Origin of the sequence: Curtobacterium sp. MCLR17_036 (assembly GCF_003234445.2) — a bacterium.
Classification (GTDB): Bacteria; Actinomycetota; Actinomycetes; order Actinomycetales; family Microbacteriaceae; genus Curtobacterium.
Genome location: NZ_CP126269.1, coordinates 214,087 through 231,500, shown reverse-complemented (window position 1 = coordinate 231,500; position 17,414 = coordinate 214,087). Strand labels below are relative to the sequence as shown.

General features: G+C 72.7%; 18 protein-coding genes. 10 read left to right on the top strand and 8 right to left on the bottom strand.

Translation table 11 applies throughout. From position 1 onward, the window contains the following. Positions 1-126: 126 nt before the first annotated feature. Positions 127-858 carry a hypothetical protein gene (locus tag DEI99_RS01150; RefSeq protein WP_111042039.1) on the top strand — a complete coding sequence of 244 codons (732 nt, stop codon included), beginning with the start codon at positions 127-129 and terminating at the stop codon, positions 856-858. Between the two features lie 15 nt (positions 859-873). Here DEI99_RS01150 and DEI99_RS01145 read toward each other — a convergent pair whose 3' ends face one another. The 3 genes from DEI99_RS01145 to DEI99_RS01135 all read right to left on the bottom strand — a co-directional run bounded on the left by DEI99_RS01145 (position 874) and on the right by DEI99_RS01135 (position 3,936). Then, positions 874-1,656 (bottom strand): endonuclease/exonuclease/phosphatase family protein, encoded by a 783-nt coding sequence (locus tag DEI99_RS01145; protein ID WP_111042038.1) that lies wholly within the window; start codon positions 1,654-1,656, stop codon positions 874-876. Between the two features lie 54 nt (positions 1,657-1,710). Next, positions 1,711-3,219, bottom strand: coding sequence for an LCP family protein (locus tag DEI99_RS01140; protein ID WP_111042037.1), 1,509 nt, complete (start codon positions 3,217-3,219; stop codon positions 1,711-1,713). Positions 3,220-3,285: 66 nt separating this feature from the next. After that, positions 3,286-3,936 carry a GntR family transcriptional regulator gene (locus tag DEI99_RS01135; RefSeq protein ID WP_111042036.1) on the bottom strand — a complete coding sequence of 217 codons (651 nt, stop codon included), beginning with the start codon at positions 3,934-3,936 and terminating at the stop codon, positions 3,286-3,288. Between the two features lie 71 nt (positions 3,937-4,007). Between DEI99_RS01135 and DEI99_RS01130 the strand changes: the two genes are divergently transcribed. Together DEI99_RS01130 and DEI99_RS01125 are read left to right on the top strand one after the other, a co-directional pair. Continuing rightward, positions 4,008-4,406: a MarR family winged helix-turn-helix transcriptional regulator gene (locus tag DEI99_RS01130; RefSeq protein WP_111042035.1), complete on the top strand. Its 399-nt coding sequence runs from the start codon at positions 4,008-4,010 to the stop codon at positions 4,404-4,406. 79 nt (positions 4,407-4,485) lie between these two features. Then, on the top strand, positions 4,486-5,508 hold the full coding sequence (locus DEI99_RS01125; RefSeq protein WP_111042034.1) for an LCP family protein: 1,023 nt from the start codon (positions 4,486-4,488) through the stop codon (positions 5,506-5,508). An 81-nt stretch (positions 5,509-5,589) separates the two neighbouring features. On the opposite strand, the gene DEI99_RS01120 is transcribed toward DEI99_RS01125, so the two are convergent. The 5 genes from DEI99_RS01120 to DEI99_RS01100 form a co-directional block, all read right to left on the bottom strand. Then, positions 5,590-6,288, bottom strand: a complete 699-nt coding sequence (locus DEI99_RS01120; protein WP_284180911.1) for a LysM peptidoglycan-binding domain-containing protein — start codon at positions 6,286-6,288, stop codon at positions 5,590-5,592. Between the two features lie 299 nt (positions 6,289-6,587). After that, positions 6,588-7,739, bottom strand: coding sequence for a 23S rRNA (uracil(747)-C(5))-methyltransferase RlmC (gene rlmC / locus DEI99_RS01115; protein WP_111042032.1), 1,152 nt, complete (start codon positions 7,737-7,739; stop codon positions 6,588-6,590). A 7-nt stretch (positions 7,740-7,746) separates the two neighbouring features. Beyond that, positions 7,747-8,619, bottom strand: a complete 873-nt coding sequence (locus DEI99_RS01110) for an SMP-30/gluconolactonase/LRE family protein (RefSeq protein WP_111042054.1) — start codon at positions 8,617-8,619, stop codon at positions 7,747-7,749. 43 nt (positions 8,620-8,662) lie between these two features. Then, on the bottom strand, positions 8,663-9,283 hold the full coding sequence (locus DEI99_RS01105) for a DedA family protein (protein WP_181434469.1): 621 nt from the start codon (positions 9,281-9,283) through the stop codon (positions 8,663-8,665). A gap of 199 nt (positions 9,284-9,482) precedes the next feature. Further along, complete coding sequence (locus DEI99_RS01100; protein ID WP_181434468.1) at positions 9,483-10,205, bottom strand: SDR family oxidoreductase; 723 nt, start codon at positions 10,203-10,205, stop codon at positions 9,483-9,485. Positions 10,206-10,250: 45 nt separating this feature from the next. Between DEI99_RS01100 and DEI99_RS01095 the strand changes: the two genes are divergently transcribed. The 7 genes from DEI99_RS01095 (at position 10,251) to DEI99_RS01065 (ending at position 17,414) form a co-directional block, all read left to right on the top strand. After that, positions 10,251-11,000: an SDR family NAD(P)-dependent oxidoreductase gene (locus DEI99_RS01095; RefSeq protein WP_111042029.1), complete on the top strand. Its 750-nt coding sequence runs from the start codon at positions 10,251-10,253 to the stop codon at positions 10,998-11,000. 128 nt (positions 11,001-11,128) lie between these two features. Further along, positions 11,129-14,041, top strand: a complete 2,913-nt coding sequence (locus DEI99_RS01090) for a Na+/H+ antiporter subunit A (RefSeq protein ID WP_284180910.1) — start codon at positions 11,129-11,131, stop codon at positions 14,039-14,041. Further along, the gene (locus tag DEI99_RS01085; protein ID WP_071254249.1) at positions 14,038-14,448 is read left to right on the top strand and encodes a Na(+)/H(+) antiporter subunit C; all 411 of its coding nucleotides are present in this window, start codon (positions 14,038-14,040) and stop codon (positions 14,446-14,448) included. Before DEI99_RS01090 ends, DEI99_RS01085 begins: the two co-directional genes overlap by 4 nt. Beyond that, the gene (locus tag DEI99_RS01080; RefSeq protein ID WP_111042027.1) at positions 14,445-16,136 is read left to right on the top strand and encodes a Na+/H+ antiporter subunit D; all 1,692 of its coding nucleotides are present in this window, start codon (positions 14,445-14,447) and stop codon (positions 16,134-16,136) included. Before DEI99_RS01085 ends, DEI99_RS01080 begins: the two co-directional genes overlap by 4 nt. Beyond that, the gene (locus tag DEI99_RS01075) at positions 16,133-16,714 is read left to right on the top strand and encodes a Na+/H+ antiporter subunit E (RefSeq protein ID WP_071254253.1); all 582 of its coding nucleotides are present in this window, start codon (positions 16,133-16,135) and stop codon (positions 16,712-16,714) included. The genes DEI99_RS01080 and DEI99_RS01075 overlap by 4 nt, the downstream gene beginning before the upstream one ends. Beyond that, positions 16,711-17,064, top strand: coding sequence for an MrpF/PhaF family protein (locus tag DEI99_RS01070; protein ID WP_181434467.1), 354 nt, complete (start codon positions 16,711-16,713; stop codon positions 17,062-17,064). The genes DEI99_RS01075 and DEI99_RS01070 overlap by 4 nt, the downstream gene beginning before the upstream one ends. Continuing rightward, positions 17,061-17,414, top strand: coding sequence for a cation:proton antiporter (locus DEI99_RS01065; RefSeq protein WP_111042026.1), 354 nt, complete (start codon positions 17,061-17,063; stop codon positions 17,412-17,414). Before DEI99_RS01070 ends, DEI99_RS01065 begins: the two co-directional genes overlap by 4 nt.

Sequence of the window (17,414 nt, the reverse complement as noted above, 5' to 3'; positions counted from 1 at the left end):
CGTCCGATCGCGCGCACCACCGGGGCGCCGCTCGCGCCCCCCGACAAGGTCACGGTCCGGTGACGGCCCGGACGCGATTCGGTAACACCTGTCGTCCACGCCGCTCCGGCGTCGTACCGTCGGACGGTGACTCCTCGGACCAAGCTCGCACTCTGCGCCGCCGTCCTGGCCTGCACGGCCGGATCGGTCGTCGGCGGTGGGACGCCCTGGGCCGGGCCGGACGCCGCGGTCGCCGCGGTGCCCGTCCGCGACGCCGCACCGGTCGTCGTGACGGAGTCGCAGCTGCGCGAGGTGGACGCGATCGAGCTCGGCGCCGAGTCGCTCGTCCTGCGCGCCGGCGACGACACCGTCGTCCGTGCGTCGATGCGGGACTCCGCGCTCACCGTCGGCCTGCTCGACCGCCTGCTCGGCACACCGTCGCGCACCCAGACCGCCGAGGGCGACGGCGGCGCGTGCTTCCCCGCCGGCACCACGTACACCTGGCGCGGCGCCGTGCGGGTCGCTGCGCTGGCGACCACCGCACGCATCGGCAACGCCGTCGAGATCCGGGTGCTGCGCGACGCGGTCCGCAGCCGCTGGGGCTCGACGGTCGAGCTCTCCGGCCCGGACGGCGTGCGGGTCGGCGACGACATCCGCCGGGCGATCGCCGACGCCCCGCGCTCGGAACGCGTGTCCTACGGCTCCGACGACACCCAGGCGTGGCAGCTGCTGCTCCAGCAGGGGTGGGAGCGCACCGACCGGGGGCGCCGGGCCGCGCACGCGCACACCGGGACGAACGGGGTGTCGGCGCTGACCGACGAGACCACGGTCACGGTGCTCGGGTCGCCGATGCCGGTGCACGCACAGCGCAGCTGCTGACCCGGCCGCCCGCGGTCAGACGCGGATCGTCGCGACGACCGGGAAGTGGTCGCTGGCGAACCAGGTCTCCGGTCCGTCGTGGTCGATCTCGACCCGCTCGACGGCGGCGACCCCGCGCGTGAGCACCCAGTCGATGCGCTCTCCGGAGTCGACCGGGGGCTGCCACTCGTTGTAGCTCGCGGTCCGGTCGTCCGGGTCGCCGGCCACCAGCCAGGCGTCCTCGAAGCCGGCCTCGCGGAACACGCGCGACGCCGCACCCGAACCGGACGGCTCGTTGCAGTCGCCCGCGAACACGACCGGGCCGGTCTCCGCGGCCAGGCGCTCCACGATGAGGGCGGCGCTCCTCCCCCGGACCTCGTCGCCGTGCGGGCCGACCTCGTGGTCCATGTGCGTGGTGAGCAGGGTGAAGGCCGGGCCGTCGGCGTCGAGCAGCCGGACGTGGTTGGCGATCCGCGGGTACAGGCTGCCCCAGGTGTTCGACACCGGTTCGTCGGGGGTGTCCGACAACCAGAACGACCCCTGGTCGGTGGGGCGGAAGCGGTCACGGCGGAAGAACACCGCCGCGTGCTCGCCCGCGGTGCCGCCCTCGCGACCCTGCCCGACGTCGGCGTGGTCGGGGAGCCCGGCGCGCAGGGCGTCCATCTGGTGGTCGAAGGCCTCCTGGACGCACAGCACGTCCGGGTCGTGCCGCCGGATGATGTCGAGCACCACCGGCAGCCGTGCCGGCCAGTCGTGCGCCGGGTCGGGGTTCTTGACGTTGTAGGTCATCAGGACGATCGGACGGGCCGCAGTGCTCACCCGTCGACCGTACCGATCCCGCCGCGGGACGTTCCCATCCCGCGGGGGACGCGGTCAGTTGATGCAGGTGCCGTCGGTGCCGTAGTTGTGCACGTCGGTCGACTTCGGCGACGGCTCCTTCGACGGCTTCGCGCTGGGCTTCGACCCCGAACCCGAGGAGCTCCCCGCGTCGGCGGCGGGCGACGAGGCGGTCGCACTCGGCGCCGCGACCGGCTTCGGGGTCTTGCCGTCGGTGCCGAGCACCAGCGTGACCGTCGAGACGACGTTCGTCCGCACCGCGACCGCACCCGGCGTCACGGCCGCGACGGCCTTCGCCTGCGACTCCTGGCCGGCCGGGTACTGCACCTGCGTGGTCTTCGTCGTCGGGGACGACCCGGCCGGGGCGACCTGGAACCCGCGTGCCGTCAGGACCTGCCCGGCCGCGGTCGCGGCGCCCTCGACACCGGAGCCGTTCAGCACGGTGACCGAGGTGTTCGCCGGCTGCGCACGACCGGCCTTGGCGTAGCGCTCCGGCTCGCCGACCAGGCCCTGCACGAACGCGGGCAGCCCGACGGTGTCGACCTCGACGATCGAGAGCGCCGTGCCGTTCGGGTAGATCGTCGGGGTGCCGAGCGTCGGGATGGTCGCCGACTGGATGTTGCCCGGGCGCAGGTTCCGCATCTGCGTCGCGAGGGACACCAGGTCGGTGTCGGTCTGGATCGAGTCACCGATCGCCCCGAGGATGTTGTTCATCTTGATCGGGTTGAGCAGCGTGCCGGCGGACAGGACCTTGCGGGCCTCCTGCGACAGGAAGTACTGCTGCCGCACGTTGCGGTCGAGGTCGCCGTTCGGCAGCCCCTTGCGCTGGCGCACGAACGACAGCGCCTCCTTCGCGTTGAGCGTCGACTTGCCCGCGGGCAGGTCCACGCCGGAGTCCTTGTCCTTCGCGGGCTGGTTCAGGCACACCTCGACCGGGCCGAGTTCCTTCACCACCTGGTAGAAGCCGAGCAGCGAGACGCGCACGTAGTGGTCGATGGACAGCCCGCTCAGGTTCTCGATCGTCTTGATGAGCGTCTTCGCACCGCCGGTGTCGCCACCGCCGTTGAGCGTGCCGTAGTAGAAGGCGCTGTTGAGCTTGCCCTTGCCGACGTCCGGGATGTCGACGTACGAGTCGCGGGGGAACGAGATCATCGTCGCCTGCGAGCCGTCGGCGTTGATGTGCAGCACGATCATCGTGTCGGTGTTCGTCGCACCGCCGTCGGTCGTCGTGCTGAGCTCGGCCATCTGCTCGGGGGTGGCGTTCTCCGGCCGGTGGTCGTCGCCGACGAGCAGGATGTTCTGCGCCTTGCCGTCGATGTCGTCCTTGTCCTTCTTGCCGCCGGCGATGGCGTCGATCCGCGTCACCCCGCTCTGCACGCGGTTGAACGCGAAGGCCGCGTACCCGCCGCTGAGCAGGAGTGCCATGGTGAGCACCCCGGCGACGGCGGGGAAGACCACGCCCGCCCGTCGCTTCTGGCGCCCGTGGCGCGGCGGCACGGAGCCGCGACGCGCGGGGTCGGTCGTCTGCTCGGGTTCGTTGCTCACCGGGAAACCATAACCGCCGCGCGCACGACGCACATGGAACGGACCTGGGAGGTCCCCACTGCCCGCCTAGGACCGTTCGGGCAGCAGGTGGACGGCTTCCATCGCGAGTTCGGCCGCGATCGGGTCCTGGTCGAGGACGGCGGCGCGGAGCTTCTCGAGCTCGGGCAGGATCACCTCGGCCGGCACCAGCTCGGCGAGTCCGGGCACCCGCAGCTTGAAGGCGAGGCCGTCGGTCGTCGAGCGGCAGAGCTGCGCGAGCGAGGGGTTGCCGCAGGCGTCCGCCCACAGCGAGTACAGGTCGGCGCCCTCGTGGAACACCTCGTCCTGCTGGTCGGCTGCGATCTTGCCGTGCGCGTCGTCGAGCATCTGCACGATCTTCCCGCGCTGCGACTCGGTGAAGCGCGAGACCGCCAGGCGGACCACGCCGCCGTAGATGACGCCGAGCGTGCGGTACGCGTCGAGGAACTCCTCCGCCGTCGGGGCGGCCACCCGGGTGTAGCGGTTCGGCGCCATCTCGATGAGCCCGGCGCGGGCGAGCTCGGCGAGCGCCTCGCGGATGGGGGTGCGGGAGACCCCGAGCCAGGCGATGAGGTCGTCGTCGTTGAGCCGTTCCCCGGGCTCGAGCGTGCCGTCCATGATCGCGTCGCGGATCTTGTCCTGCACGGTGTCTCTCAGGAGCTTGCGCTCGGCTGCGGGCTGCGTCGACGGAACTGGCATGCGCCCAGCGTGTCACATGTCAGCGCCCGGCGGCGAGCGCCACGACGAGCGGTGCGACCTAGACTGCGGCCATGGACGACACGACCACCCAGTGGCCGCTCGGTCGCCTGCTCTCGGCCGCGGCGCGAGCCGTCGAGCGCGAGTGGGACGAACGGCTGCGGGCGATCGGTCTGCCGCACGCCGCGCTCATCGTCGTGGACATCCTCGTCAGGACCGGCCCCAGCGGCGCCGAGTCGCTCGCGCGCACCGCCCGCGTGCAGCCGCAGACGATGTCGCGGACCCTGGAGCGCCTCGAGCGGGACGGCCTGGTCGAGCGGACGCCCCACCCGGCCGATCGTCGCCGCCGCGTCGTGCAGGTCACGGACGCCGGCCGAGCGTCGTGGGAGACGGCCCGGCACATCGAGCGCGAGGTCCTGCCCGAGGACCCGGCGCTCCGCGCAGCGCTCCAGGGAGTGCTCGACGGGCGCTGACCGCCCTGCCGGTCACATATCACATGCGATACCCTGGTCGGGTCGACTGCCGGTCGACCCGACCCCGCAGGAGCCCCGCATGTCCGAACGTCGGGCGGCCCGTCTGGCCGCCGAACAGTCCGTCCGCCGATCCCGCCGCCGGCGGCCCGTGGTCGTCGCCGCCGTGGCGACGCTGGCGTCGCTCCTCGGCATCGCGGTGGTCGTCGCCGTCGTCGCGAGCGTCTTCGTCGGCGGCCTCGCCCGGAGCTTCGGCGACCGCACCGACACGATCGGTGACGCGTTCCCACAGGGTGCCCGACCGGCAGCGACGAAGGGCGCCGAGAACGTCCTGCTCATCGGCTCGGACCGTCGGCCGGCGGACGACCCCGACCGGACCGCCGGCGGCCGTGCGGACACCCTGATGCTCGCGCACGTCCCGGCCGACCGCAGCGCCGTGTACCTGATGTCGATCATGCGGGACTCCTGGGTCGAGGTCCCCGGCCACGGTAGCGCGAAGATCAACGCCGCGTACGCCTGGGGTGGCGTCCCGCTCACCGTGCAGACCGTCGAACGCCTGCTCGACGTCCGCGTCGACCACGTCGCCGAGATCGACTTCACCGGGTTCGCGTCGATGACCGATGCCCTCGGCGGTGTCACGGTCGACTCCTCGCAGGCGTTCAGTGCTCGCGGTCACGACTTCGTCGCCGGGCCGAACCGCCTCGACGGCGACGCCGCCCTCGCCTTCGTGCGCGAGCGCTACGCCTTCGCCGACGCCGACCACACCCGGGTCCGCAACCAGCAGGCGTTCATGCGCGGGGTGCTCGACGGGCTGCTCTCGCGGGGGACCCTGACGAACCCCGGCCGCATCCAGGACTTCGTGACCGCGACGAGCGAGCACCTGTCCGTCGACCCCGGACTCACGTTCCCGCGGCTCGTGCGGCTCGGCTGGTCGCTCCGGGGCGTGCGCGCGGACGACCTGCGGACGTTCACGCTGCCGACCGCGGGCGCGGGGACGTCGCCGGACGGTCAGTCGATCGTGACGCTGAACACCCTGGCCGTGGGCGAGCTGTCGCAGGCGCTGCGCTCCGACGACGTCGCCGGGTGGCTGGCCGACCACCCGTAGGCCACAGTCCCGGCCCCCGCACGCGACGACGCCCCACGACCGAGGTCGTGGGGCGTCGTCGTCGCTGGATCGGCGGAGCGATCAGGCGGGGAGCTGGAGCTCCTGGCCGGCGTAGATGAGGTTCGCGTCGTCGATGGTCGACGTGTTCGCGGCCCACAGCTGCTTCCAGCCGCCGTCGATCGTCAGCTTCGTCGCGATCGAGTCGAGGGTGTCGCCCGACTTGATCGTGTACGTCTTGCCGCTCGTCTCGACCGGGGCCGGCTTGCTCGGCGTCGTGGCGGCCGGAGCCGGTGCCGACTCGGTCGTGCTCGGCGCGGTCTGCTGCGGGGCGGCCTGCTGCGGCGCCGCCTGCTGCGGGGCCGCCTGCTGCGTCGGTGCGGCCTGCCGCACGGGGGCCTGCGGGGCCGGCGCGGCGGCAGCCGGAGCGGCACCGCTCGTGCCGCTCAGCCCGAGCTTCGCGGAGCAGGCGGGCCAGGCGCCCCAGCCCTGCGAGGCGAGGACGCGCTCGGCGACGGCGATCTGTGCCTCGCGGCTCGCCGACGCCGGGTTGCCCGCGCCGCCGTTCGCCTGCCAGGTGCCGAGGCTGAACTGCAGGCCGCCGTAGTAGCCGTTGCCGGTGTTGATGGCCCAGTTGCCGCCGGACTCGCACTGCGCGAGGGCGTCCCAGGTCGAACCGGACGCTGCGTTCGCGGGGGCTGCCGCGAGGCCGACACCGGTCGCGGCGATGCCGGCGAACGCCAGGCCGCCGACGATGGTGCGGGTACGGGAAAGCTTCTTCATGTGATTGCTCCACCGGGATCACGCGCTGCTCGAACGCAGCGGCCACTGCCCACCCCGACCGATCGCGGTCTGTCGTGGGGTGCGCCACCGGGGGCAGTGGACGTGTGCCGGCGGCACCTCGGCGGCAACCATAGGCAACTCATCACCGTTATCAAACCGAGACAAACGGTTCTACCCATCGATGCTATGTACCCCGCCGTCGATCCTGTACGCGCCGATGCCCATGGGCATGGTCATCGCGTGTACCCGGGGGACGCCAACATGGCAATCGCCTGGCAATGGGGCGGAGGCGCCGCTGCTCAGGCCCGGGACAGCAGGGTCACGGCCTCCAGGTGACCGGTCTGCGGGAACATGTCGAGCACGCGCGCGCGACGCAGTCGGAACGACGGCATCCGCGCCAGGTCCTTCGCCAGGGTCACCGGGTTGCAGCTCGAGTAGACGACGTGCTGCACGTCGGACTCCTCGAGCCAGCCGGACAGGGTCGCCCCGATCCCCCGCCGCGGCGGGTTCACCACGACGAGCTCCGGGACCGCCGTCGGACGGGCCCGCAGGGCGTGCTCGGTGGCGTCGTCGGCAGCGAACCGGACGCCCTCGAGTCCGGCCTCGCGCGCGGACTGCTTGGCGGAGCGGACCGCCTCGGCGCTCGTCTCGATCCCGGTGACGGCGCGGCCGGCACGCGCGGCGTGCAGGGCGAACCCGCCGACGCCGCAGTACAGGTCCCACATCGACGCCGGGTCGAGCTCGTCGATCCAGGCCGTCGCCTGCGCGTAGAGCTGCGTCGCCACGGCGGTGTTCGTCTGGAAGAAGCTCTGCGGCCGCAGGTGCATCGTGATCCCGCCGAGCCGCATCGGCAGGGTCTCCTGCTCGGTCAGCACGACCTCGCGGTCGCCCTCGGTCACGGCCTTGTGCTCGGGCAGCAGGTTCGCGGTCACCACGACGGCGTTCGGCAACGCGGCCCGCAGCGCGTCGAGGTGCTGCCGGAGCTGGGGCAACTGCCCCTCGGACCGCAGCACGAAGCGCACCATGAGCTCGCCGTCGGGCGACTCGGTGACCAGGACGTACTTCAGCTCGCCCCGGCGTGCGGCCACGTCGTACGGCATGAGCCCGGCGTACGAGACGAAGTCGGCGAGGACGGGCAGCGCGTGCCGGATCCCCGGGGTGCAGATGCCGCAGTGCCGCAGGTCGACCCCGCGCTGTCGGTCGTCGAGGATCCCGACGGTCGGGCGCTGCGTCGAACCGCCGACCACCATCTTCGCCTTGTTCCGGTACCCGGACTCGGGGCTGGTGATCGCGGGCGACCAGGTCACCGCTGCCGGTCCGCCGGCGGCCTCGACCGCGTCGTGCAGGAGTTCCCGCGTGCGGAGCTCCTTGTCGAGGACCTGGTCGGCGTAGGGCTGCCCCATGAGCGTGCAGGACCGGCACACCCCGCGGTCGAAGTAGTCGCACTGCATGGCCGGCTCAGGATACGGCAGCGTCCCGCGTCGTCGTCGCGATCCGGTACACCGACGTCGTCGACGTCAGGAAGAGCGTGGTGCCGTCGTCGCCGCCGAAGCACAGGTTCGCCGTCACCTCGGGCACCGCGATCGCACCGATCCGCGAGCCCGTCGGGTCGAACACGACGACCCCCGTTGCCGCCGACGACCACACGTTGCCGTGCACGTCGACGCGGATGCCGTCCGGCACCCCCTCGCCCGGCTCGAGGCGCGCGAACACCCGGCCGTTCTTCAGCAGGTCGCCGCGGTCGCCCCTGCGGTCGTACGCCCGGATGACCGGTTCGTCGCCGTCCGAGCTGGCGACGTAGAGCACCCGCTCGTCGGGGTCGAACGCCAGCCCGTTCGGCTGGTCGACGTCGGTCGCCACGGGGCGCAGGTCCTGGCCCTCCGGTCCGCAGCGGAAGAGCCAGTGGTCGCCGTACTCGCGTTCGCCCGGGTGCCCCTCGCGCGGCTGCGTGATGCCGTACGCCGGGTCCGTGAACCACACGCTGCCGTCGCGCGCCACGACGACGTCGTTCGGCGAGTTCAGCCGGACACCGGCCCAGGCGTCGACGATCGACGTCACGACCCCGTCGCGGTCGCGCTCGACGCGTCGACGGCCGTGCGAGCACTGCACGACGCTGCCGTCCCGGTCGGCGGTGCGGCCGTTGGTGAACTCGACGTGCTCGGCGTACACCGAGGTCTCCCCCGAGTCCGCGTGCCACTGCAGGATGCGGTCGCCGGGGATGTCCGACCACCGCAGGGTGCGGCTCGCGGGGATCCAGCAGGGCCCCTCGGCCCAGGTGCTGCCGGTGGCGATGCGCTCGAGCGCGTCGGGGTCGGGCACGAGGTCGTCCAGCAGCACGGGTTCTCCTTCGAACGGGCTGCCCAGCCTACGGTCGTCAGGCCGCGGCCGCCGCCTCGCTGCGCCGTCGCACGGCCTTCTCGATCGCGGAGATCCCGAACCCGAGCAGGATCGACGCCACGACCGCCAGGACCGTCACCAGGAAGGGTTCGTCGCGGCTCCAGCGTCCGGTGGCCGCGGCGATGCCGACGCAGTACGCCGCCCACACGACGTCGGCGAGCACGCAGCTCACCAGGAAGCGTCGGACGTCGAGCCCGCTGTCCGCGCCGACCAGGTTCGTCGTGAGCCGCCCCATCGGGATGAACCGTCCGAGGACCGCGATGCGCCCGGGAGCGGCGCGGTACCGGCCGTCGATGGCGTCGCGGGCCTTCCGGACCTTCGGCCGCGAGAACCACGACCGCGAGCCGAGGTCGACCGTGCGTGCCAGGTGGAACAGGCCGAGGTCGCCGAGCACCATGCCGATCGAGGCCGCGACGACGAGGAAGAGGACCGCCAGGATCCCGCCGTCACCGCCCACCAGGAGCGTCCCGATCGCGACGACCAGTGCCTGGCTGGGCAGGAAGACCGCGACGCTGCCGACGGCGAGCACGAGACCGACGACGAGGAACGCCCACGGGGTGCCGACGAGCTGGACCACCAGGTCCTGTGCTGCGTCCACGACTCCGCCTCTCACGGGCGTCGGGAGGACGCGCCGGCCTCCATCCTCGCAGGTCGGCGGCGCTCCGCTCGCGGGCGGTCGACGATGGCCCGCATCGTCGAGGCTGCCTCGCATCAAGCGCTCCGACGGCTGCCCACCGCGACGGCGCCGGCGACGACCGCGGCACCCACCTGGCCGAGGGCCCGGTCGGCGGTGCTCGTCACCGCTGCGAGACGGGCGACAGCACGAGCTCGTCGATGCGCACGTGCGCCGGCACCCCGAGCACGAAGGCGACCGTCCGCCCGACGTCCTCCGGCTGGAGCATGCGCTGCCGGGCAGCCGCGTCGGGGACCTCGGGCCGCTGGTCGAGGAAGTCCGTCGCCACGTCGCCCGGGCACAGGTGCGTGGCACGCACGCCGTGCTCGGCCTCCTGCTGGTTCAGCGTGCGGACGACCGACGCGAGCGCGGACTTGCTCGCCGAGTACGCGACACCCGCCCCCGGCTGGAAGGACCACCCGGCGTACGACGACACGACCACGACCACGCCGCCGGCCGCGCGGAGTGCCGGCAGCGCGGCGTCCACCACCGTGACGACGGCGGTGAGGTTCGTGTCCACGATCGCGCGGAAGTCGGTCATCGACTGGTCGTCCCAGCGGCGTCGCGGGGCGTTGCTCCCGGCCGCCAGCACGAGCCCGTCGAGCCGACCGTGCCGCTCGAGCACGGTGTCCCGCGCAGCTGCGACGGCGTCGGGGTCGTCCGCGTCGAGGGGCAGGACGTCCGCGGTCCCCCCGGCGTCCCGGACGGTGCGCGCGACCTGCTCGAGCCGGTCGGCACGGCGCCCGCTCAGCACCACGGTCCAGCCGTCCCGCGCCGCCGCCTCGGCACTCGCAGCCCCCATGCCGCTGCCACCGCCGGTGACCCAGAGCACCCGCTGATCCGTCATGCCGGAATGGTATGCCTGTTGCAGGCACCGACGACGGGAGCAACGATGCACCTCGACCTGACCGACCGCGTGGTGGTCGTGACCGGAGCAGCACGCGGGATCGGCCGTACCCTGGCCGACCGGTTCGTCGCCGAGGGGTGCCGTGTCGTCGCCCTCGACCTGGCGTTCGAACCCGACTTCCCGCTCGACCACGTGGCGTGCGACGTCGCCGACCCGCAGTCGGTCCACGACGCCGTGGACGAGGTCGTCCGGCGGCACGGCACGATCGACGTGCTCGTGAACAACGCCGGCATCAACGTCGAGGGCACCGTCGCCGAGCTGCAGTGGGACGCCTGGCGCCGCTGCATGGACGTCAACCTCGGCGGCACCTTCCTGATGAGCCAGGCCGTGGCGCCGGTGATGCAGGCGGCCGGCCGCGGTCGAATCATCAACGCCGCCTCGTTCGCCGCCGTCGTGCCGAGCGTCGGCAGCGCTGCGTACGCGGCGTCGAAGGCAGCGGTCGTCTCGTTCACCAGGGTGCTCGCGTCGGAGCTCGGCCCGTGGGGGATCACCGTGAACGCCTACGCCCCGGGCATGGTGCCGACGGCGATGAACGGCTTCGCGACGATGCCGACCGAGGCGCAGGACCGCCTGCTCGACACGTTGTCGCTGCGCCGGTGGGAGACCGCCGACGACGTCGCCGACCTGCTCGTCTTCGTGGCGAGCGACGCCTCCGGCTACATCACCGGCACCCTGCTCGACGTCTCCGGCGGCAAGCTGGCGACGCAGATCCCGTCGCGCGCGCACGGCCGCTGAGGGCTCGGGTCGTCGCGTCGACCGGGCGCGGCCCACCTGTCCGGTCGCACAGGTTCTCCACATGGCGCTCTTCGTAAGCTGTGAGGGCCCAGTGAGCCGGACTCCAGCCCGACCCGAGGAGGTGCCCGATGGTCCCCATCCTCATCGTGTTCGCGATCGTCGCCCTGATCGTCCCCGCCCTGACCCCCGTCCTCGGCCGCCGCGTGTTCTACGTCGCCGCCGTCGCGCCCGCCGCGGCCGCGGTGCTCACGATCGCGCAGACCGACGCGGCCCTGCACGACGGCGTCGTCGAACGCCACCGGTGGGTGCCGCAACTCGACCTCGAGATCGCCCTGCGGATGGACGCCCTGTCGTGGGTGCTCGCGCTCGTGGTGTCGGTCGTCGGGGCCCTCGTGCTCGTCTACTGTGCGTCGTACTTCGGTCGCGACGAGCCCGGGACCGGCCGGTTCGCCGGGGTCCTCACCGCGTTCGCCGGATCGATGTACGGCCTGGTCGTCGCCGACGACGTCATCGTCCTGTTCGTCCTGTGGGAGGCCACGACGGTCTTCTCGTACCTGCTCATCGGGCACGACGCCGACAAGCGGGCGAGCCGCGCGGCCGCGATGCAGGCGCTCGTGGTCACGACGGCCGGCGGTCTGGCGATGCTCGCCGGCCTCGTCATGCTCTCGGTCGCGGCGGGCACGACGTCCCTGTCCGGCATCATCGCCGCGCCCCCGACCGGCGCGATGGTGTCGGTGTCGGTGGTCCTCGTGCTGCTCGGCGCGCTCACGAAGTCGGCGATCGTGCCCTTCCACTTCTGGCTCCCGGCCGCGATGGCCGCGCCGACCCCGGTCAGCGCGTACCTGCACGCCGCCGCGATGGTGAAGGCCGGCATCTACCTGGTGGCCCGGCTCGCCCCGGCGTTCGCGCTGCTCGGCGGCTGGCGCGAGACCATCACCGTGCTCGGGGTGCTCGGCATGCTCGTCGGCGGCTACCGCGCACTCCGGCAGACCGACCTCAAGCTCCTGCTCGCCTACGGCACCGTGGCCCAGCTCGGCTTCCTCGTGCTCGCCGCCGGGTGGGGCGCCCCCGCGGTCGCGCTCGGCGGCGTCGCGCTGCTCGTGGCGCACGCGGCGTTCAAGTCGACGCTCTTCCTGGTCGTCGGCGCGATCGACCACACCACCGGCACCCGTGACCTCGCGCGCCTGAGCGGGCTCGGCCGGAAGCGGCCGTGGCTCGCCGTCGTCGCCGTGCTCGCCCTGGTCTCGATGGCCGGGATCCCGCCGACGATCGGCTTCGTCGCGAAGGAGGCCGTGCTCACCGGCTTCGTCGAGTCCCTGCACGGCCCCGACGCCGGGTGGGCGTGGTTCGCGCTCGTCGGCGTCACCGTCGGCTCGGTGCTCACCGTGGCGTACTCGCTCCGTTTCTTCTGGGGCGCGTTCGCCCGCAAGGACGGCGTCGCCGAGACCGAGCCGCACGCCCTGCACGGCCTCGGGATCGTGCCGTCGGTCCTTGCCCTCACCGGGCTCGCACTCGGCCTGCTCACCCCGGTGGTCGCGCACGGCATCGAGCCCGCCGCGACCGCCGCCGCGCTGCCCGGTGAGGCCGTCCCCCACCTGGCGCTCTGGCACGGTCTCGAACCGGCATTCGGCCTGTCCGCCGTGACACTGGTCGGCGGCACCGCCCTGTTCCTGCTGCGCCGTCGGGTCGAGGCGCTCCAGCACCGGCTGGCGGGCTCGCCGAGCGCGGCCGGCACCTACCGGCGGCTCATGCGCGGACTCGACCGGGTCGCGACGGGCATCACCGCCGGGCTGCAGCGGGGGTCCCTGCCGTACTACCTCACCGTGATCCTGTCGGTGTTCGTCGCCGGGGCGCTCGTCAACCTGGTGGTCGGCGGCCCGTGGGCGTTCCACGTGCGGTTCGCCGACTCGTGGGGCCAGGTCCCCGTCGTGCTCGTGATGGCCTTCGCCGCGATCGCCGTCCTCACCGCGAAGACCCGGTTCGCGGCCGCCGTCCTGGTCGGCGTGACCGGCTACGGCATGTCCGTGCTCTTCGTCCTGCACGGCGCGGTCGACCTCGCGCTCACGCAGCTCGTCGTCGAGACCGTCACGCTCATCGCCTTCGTCCTGGTGCTCCGGCGCCTGCCCCCGCGGATCGCGACGACCAACCCGTCGCGCTTCCGCGTCGCCCGGGCGCTGTTCGCCGGGCTCGCCGGGCTGACCCTGGCGGTCGTCGTCGTCGTCGCGGCCTCGGCCCGCACGGCCGACCCGATCTGGCCCGACCTGCCGGCGCTCACGAGCTCGTTCGGCCACGGCCTGAACGTCGTCAACGTCGCCCTGGTCGACCTGCGCGGCTGGGACACCCTCGGCGAGCTGACCGTCGTGGTCGCCGCGGCCACCGGCGTCGCGAGCCTGATCTTCGTGAACTCGCGCGAAGACACCCTGCCCCGGCTGCGCGACCTGCCCGAGAAGCTGACCGCCGACGGCCGCCGCGCCGACGGCGAGCCCCGGGCCTGGCTGCCGACGAGCGCCGCGATCCCGACCGGCCGCTCCGCCCTGCTCGACGTGGTGGTCCGCCTGCTGTTCCACGGCCTCATCGTGCTGTCGGTGTACCTGCTGTTCGCCGGGCACAACGCGGCCGGCGGCGGCTTCGCCGGCGGTCTCGTCGCGGGCATCGCCCTGGCGGCCCGCTACCTGGCCGGCGGCCCCGCCGAGCTCGGTGCCGCGGCCCCGGTGCGCGCCGGTCGCCTCCTCGGCCTCGGGGTCGCGACGGCCGCCGTCACCGCGATCGTGCCGCTGTTCTTCGGTCGAGAAGCCCTGTACTCCGAGTTCTTCGAGGCCACCGTCCCCGTGCTCGGCCACGTCGAGTTCGTCACCGCGACGTTCTTCGACATCGGCGTCTACCTGGTCGTCGTCGGCCTGGTCCTCGACGTGCTGCGCAGCCTCGGCGCCGAGGTCGACCGGCAACGCCTCGAGGACGCCTCGACGTCGGTCCGCGACACCACCGAGGAGTCCCCGCAGGACAACCTGCAGGCCCCCACCCCCGAAGGGAGCGCGACGTGACCGTCACCCTCGTCCTCGTCATCGCGATGGCCGTGCTCTTCTCGTGCGGCGTGTACCTGCTGCTCGAACGGTCGCTGACCCGGATGCTGCTCGGCTTCCTGCTGCTCGGCAACGCGCTCAACCTGCTGCTGCTCGTGATGTCCGGCGCCGCGGGCGACCCGCCGGTGGGCAAGTCCGCCGACGGCATCACCGACCCGCTCCCCCAGGCGTTCGCGCTGACGGCGATCGTGATCACCTTCGCCGTGAGCGCGTTCCTGCTGGCCCTGATCCACCGGTCGTGGCAGCTGTCGCGCGCCGACGAGGTCGAGGTCGACGAGGCCGACGTCGCGATCGGCCGTGACCGCGACGAACCGGCCGACGAGGACCCGGAGACCACCACCGACGCCGAACAGGAGACGACCCGATGACCTGGCTCGCCCCGCTCCTCGTCCTCGTCCCGTTGCTCGGCGCCGCGGTCGCACTCGGACTCCTGCGCCACCAGAAGCTGCAGCGCGCGATCACCGTCGTGGTGCTCGTCGTCGCCCTGGCCGTCGCCGCGACGCTCATGGTGCTCGTCGACCGGCACGGCACCATCGTCGTGCAGGTCGGCGGCTGGGACGCCCCGTACGGCATCTCGCTCGTGGTCGACCGGCTGAGCGCCCTGCTGCTGACGGTCAGCGCGAGCGTGCTGCTGCTCGTCCTGCTGTTCTCGATCGGGCAGGGCCTGGCCGCGGACGACGAGGACGCCCCGGTCACGATCTTCTACCCGACGTACCTCGTGCTCGCCGCGGGCGTGCTCGACTCGTTCATCGCCGGCGACCTGTTCAACCTCTACGTCGCGTTCGAGATGCTGCTCGTGGCGAGCTACGTGCTCATCACCCTCGGTGGCAGCGAGCAGCGCGTCCGGGCCGGCACGACGTACATCGTGACGAGCCTCATCGCGTCGGCGATCTTCCTGGCCGCCATCGGCCTGGTCTACGGGGCGACCGGCACCGTCAACATCGCGCAGATCAGCGAGCGGGTCGCCGACCTGCCCGAGCACGTGCAGTTGCTCCTGCACACGATGCTGCTCATCGGGTTCGGGATCAAGGCGGCGGTGTTCCCGCTCGCCTTCTGGCTGCCCGACTCGTACCCGACGGCACCGGCGCCGGTCACCGCGGTCTTCGCGGGCCTGCTCACGAAGGTCGGCATCTACGCGATCATCCGCCTCGAGACGGTGATCTTCCCCGGCCCGCAGCTCAACGACGTGCTGCTCGTGGTGGCGGTGCTCACGATGGTGGTCGGGGTGCTCGGCGCCGTGTCGCAGACCGACGTGAAACGGCTGCTGTCGTTCACCCTGATCAGCCACATCGGCTTCATGGTGATGGGCGTCGGCCTCGGCACCGTGGCGGGCACCGCCGCCGCCGTGTTCTACACCGTGCACCACATCGTCGTGCAGACCACGCTGTTCCTGGTCTCCGGGCTGATGGAACGCGTCGGCGGGACCACCTCGACCCGGTCGCTCGGCGGGTTGCTGAAGGCGGCGCCCCTGCTCGCGGCGCTCTACCTCGTCCCGGCGTTCAACCTCGGCGGCATCCCGCCGTTCTCCGGGTTCATCGGCAAACTCGGGCTGTTCCGCGCGGCCGCTCAGGACGGCTCGCCGATGGCGTACGTCACGATCGCGGCGGGCGTGCTGACGTCCCTGCTCACCCTGTACGCGCTGATGCGCGTGTGGGACGCCGCCTTCTGGCGGCCGAAGCCCGCGGCCGAGGCCGCGGCCCCACACGTCACCACCGCCGAACCGCACGCCGCCCTGCGGTCGCCGGAACCCGCCCCCCTGACCGTCTCCGAGGAGACGGGCGAGGCCTTCCACCCGGGAGGCTCGGTGACGGTCACCGACGCACCCCACGCGAGCAGCGCCTCCAGTCCGACCACCGGGTCGACCGAGACGGTCGGCGAGGCGCCGACGAAGGTCCGACTGCCCCGCATGCTCGTCGGCGTGACGACCGTCGCCGTGCTCGGGTCCGTCGCCCTGACCGTCGTCGCGGGCCCGCTCTACGGCTACGCGACCCGCGCAGCGGAGTCGCTCGAGTCGCCGGACCGCTACGTGCAGGCCGTGCTCGGAGGTGACCGATGACCGACGTCCGTCGCATCTCGAACGCCCGCCGCATCGCGGTGGCGTGGCGCTACGACGTGCCGCTCGTGGCCGGGCTCACCGTGCTGTGGGCGCTGCTGTGGGGGTCGTGGACGCCGCTCACGCTGCTCTGCGGTCTGGTCGTGGCGCTCCTCGCCACACAGGCGCTGCCGCTGCCGCCGGTGCCGCTGTCGACGCGGTTCTCGATCGTGCACGCGCTGCGGTTCCTCGTGGTGTGGACCGGGCTCGTCGTCGTCGCGTCGTTCCGGGTGGCCTGGGTGGCCGTCCGACCGCGCGGGGTCCGTCGCAGCTCCATCGTGCTCGTGCAGCTGCACACCACCGCGGAGATGACGTTCACGCTGGCGACCCTCGCGATCGCCCTGGTGCCGGGCTCGTACGTCGCCGACGTCGACCTGCGCCGTCGGCGCCTGCTGCTGCACGTCATCGACACCGACCGCGACGAGCAGGTCGAGGCCGCCCGCGCGGAGGCGCTCGGCATCGAGACGCTCGTCATCCGCGCGCTCGGGTCGAAGCAGGACGTGTCCGAACTGTCCGGGCCCCGACCGGAGGTCACCCGATGAGCGCCGCCGTCGTCGTCATGGGGATCGGCATCGCGCTCGTCCTCGCCCTGCTCGGAGCGGCACTCGCCCTCGCCGTGTACCGGATCGTGCGCGGGCCGACGATCCTGGACCGGATGATCGGCTCGGACATGGTCCTGACGACCGTGCTCGTGGTGATCGCGGCCGCGATGGTGGTCCGCCGTGACCTGACCGGCATCCCGGTGCTCGTCGTCATCGCGGCGACGAGCGTCTTCGCGACCATCGCCGTCGCCCGGGCCGTCACCCCGTCGTCCGACCCGTCCGACGAAGGGCGCACCGTCACCACCCCCGAGCGCGCCGAGGAACCCGCGGCGGAACAGGAGCAGTCGTGACCGAGATCATCGAGGCGTACCTCGACGGTGCCGGCGTGCGGGCGTGGATCGCCCTCGGGCTGCTGCTCGTCGGCGCGGTGCTGTCGCTCGGCGCCGGGATCGGCATCGTGCGCTTCCCCGACCCGCTCGTCCGGCTGCACGCGATGGCGAAGCCGCAGGTGCTCGGCCTGGCGCTGTCGCTCGCGGCGATCGTGGTCGCGGTCGGGACCTGGACGGCGTTCTGGCTCGTGCTGCCGATCATGGTGTTCCAGCTGTTCCTGGTGCCGGTGTCGACGCACATGATCGCCCGCGCCGGGCTCCGGTCGAACGACTACCGGCACGAGGACCTGCTGGTCGACGACACCGAGTGA